Origin of the sequence: Mesobacillus sp., assembly GCF_049588175.1 — a bacterium.
In the GTDB taxonomy this organism is placed as follows: Bacteria; Bacillota; Bacilli; order Bacillales; family Cytobacillaceae; genus Mesobacillus.
On the sequence record NZ_JBAVFI010000458.1, the window covers coordinates 1 to 1,561 of the forward strand.

The window sequence follows — 1,561 nt, forward strand, 5'->3', positions numbered from 1 at the left end:
AGTCCTTCCTTATTATCTTTTGATTTTGCAGCGGCTGGTTTTAATAGCTGGTTGAGTGGACCAATCTTTTTTGTAATCGAAAATTCTTCTTTAGCAGCCATTTCAGTGGAAGAATCCTTCTTCATGGCACCTACAGCATGAGCGACTAACGATTTGATTTCCCACTTGATTTGATCTGAACGCTGCAGAGGTCTTTTTGCTTTTATCGTATAAATAATTTCCTCATTAGGTTTCAAATCATCATCAGTATAAGAACAGCAGTCAATTGTTTTCATTTGCACACCATTTTTAAAGATAGTGTACTCAGTTACACCCTCAATTGGTTCCCACTCAAGACTGACCTGATTATTAGCAACAACAGAAGTCATGATAAGATCCTGAAGGACATTCTCTCTTTCTTTAAAATCAACAGCAGTGCTTGTCTGGATTTTCAATATTTCGATGACATTTTCATTCTCGTCCAATTTTTCAATTGAGTAAGTATAAAGCGTCCCTGGAATAAGGTTTCGGTCCATCAATTTTGTGGCAGGTCCATTATAAATGAGTTTATGATCGCGGTACACACGATACCGGCCACCACTCTCTGGCCAGGCAACTGTAATACTTGTAGGCTTTTGTTCTATAAAATCCATAATTCGAGAATGAGAGATTGAAGCCGTTTTCTTCCGTCGATTAACAGAAGCAGCATAGAGTGTCCCAGCGATACCAATAGCGGCAAGAGGCAAAATCCTTTTCGACATTTTTGATGTATTTAAAATCGGGTAATCGGACTTCATAAATTAATCACCTCTTTATTAAAATTTGATCCTGCTTTTTGTTTACCCACTATAAGGGTATAGAACTCCTTTAAATGTGCTGTGTAGTAGAATGGCTATGTAGAAAAGGGGATAAAGTTAAATTTTTTTAAGGCTAGCAAGCTGTTTTTACTTTTGCTAAAGTTATAGGGTCTTACCATTAGAAAATGAATGTAGAAACCCACAGCTTAAGACATTTAATTAACGTTTAAAATTTTTGTACATAAAGGTGAAGTTTATATGGAACTAAATATTCGTGCACAACAAATGATAGAGGCAAACAATGTTTTAGCTAGACCCATTGTATTTTATGTTTTATATGTATATGAATGCGTTTTGGATGCGGTTAAGTCAGAAAAACAGCCTGGTCTAGCTCAACAATTGATAGATAGGAGTCTCGAGTTGATTGAACACAATGCTTTTGAAGACATAGAAAAGATAGAAAACAACTTCAATCATATTTTTATTAAAGAAGTTGAGGAGCAAGACTTCGCCTATGATATAGAAATCTATTTTTACAAAGCGTATCGACTTGGAGGAAAAGTGTTATGTGGAAGGAGACTGAAATCAGGAGAGATAATAGATTTACAGAATAATTTCTTTATTAAACATCCCAACTATTCATTTCTGTTAGAGTATCAAGAACAGTATAAAGTTTTCTACGAACAACTTCAGGTCGTAGATCATTTCAAGCTAAGCGTATTGTATTATTATCAGAATCAGACAGGTTTATAATCCTATGTATATCAATTTGCAAGGTCTTTGAT

General features: G+C 35.0%; 2 protein-coding genes. One reads left to right on the forward strand and one right to left on the reverse strand.

Features of this window, described 5'->3' with window-relative positions:
* Positions 1 to 776 (reverse strand): hypothetical protein (locus WB217_RS11200; protein WP_423993310.1); only part of this gene is annotated, 776 nt, incomplete at its 3' end.
* A 258-nt stretch (positions 777 to 1,034) separates the two neighbouring features.
* Between WB217_RS11200 and WB217_RS11205 the strand changes: the two genes are divergently transcribed.
* Positions 1,035 to 1,529 carry a hypothetical protein gene (locus WB217_RS11205; RefSeq protein WP_423993311.1) on the forward strand — a complete coding sequence of 165 codons (495 nt, stop codon included), beginning with the start codon at positions 1,035 to 1,037 and terminating at the stop codon, positions 1,527 to 1,529.
* Positions 1,530 to 1,561: the final 32 nt, after the last annotated feature.

Bases quoted from the DNA above. Each gene is read 5' to 3' on its own strand.
- WB217_RS11205 (WP_423993311.1), top strand. From the start codon at position 1,035: ATGGAACTAAATATTCGTGCACAACAAATGATAGAGGCAAACAATGTT.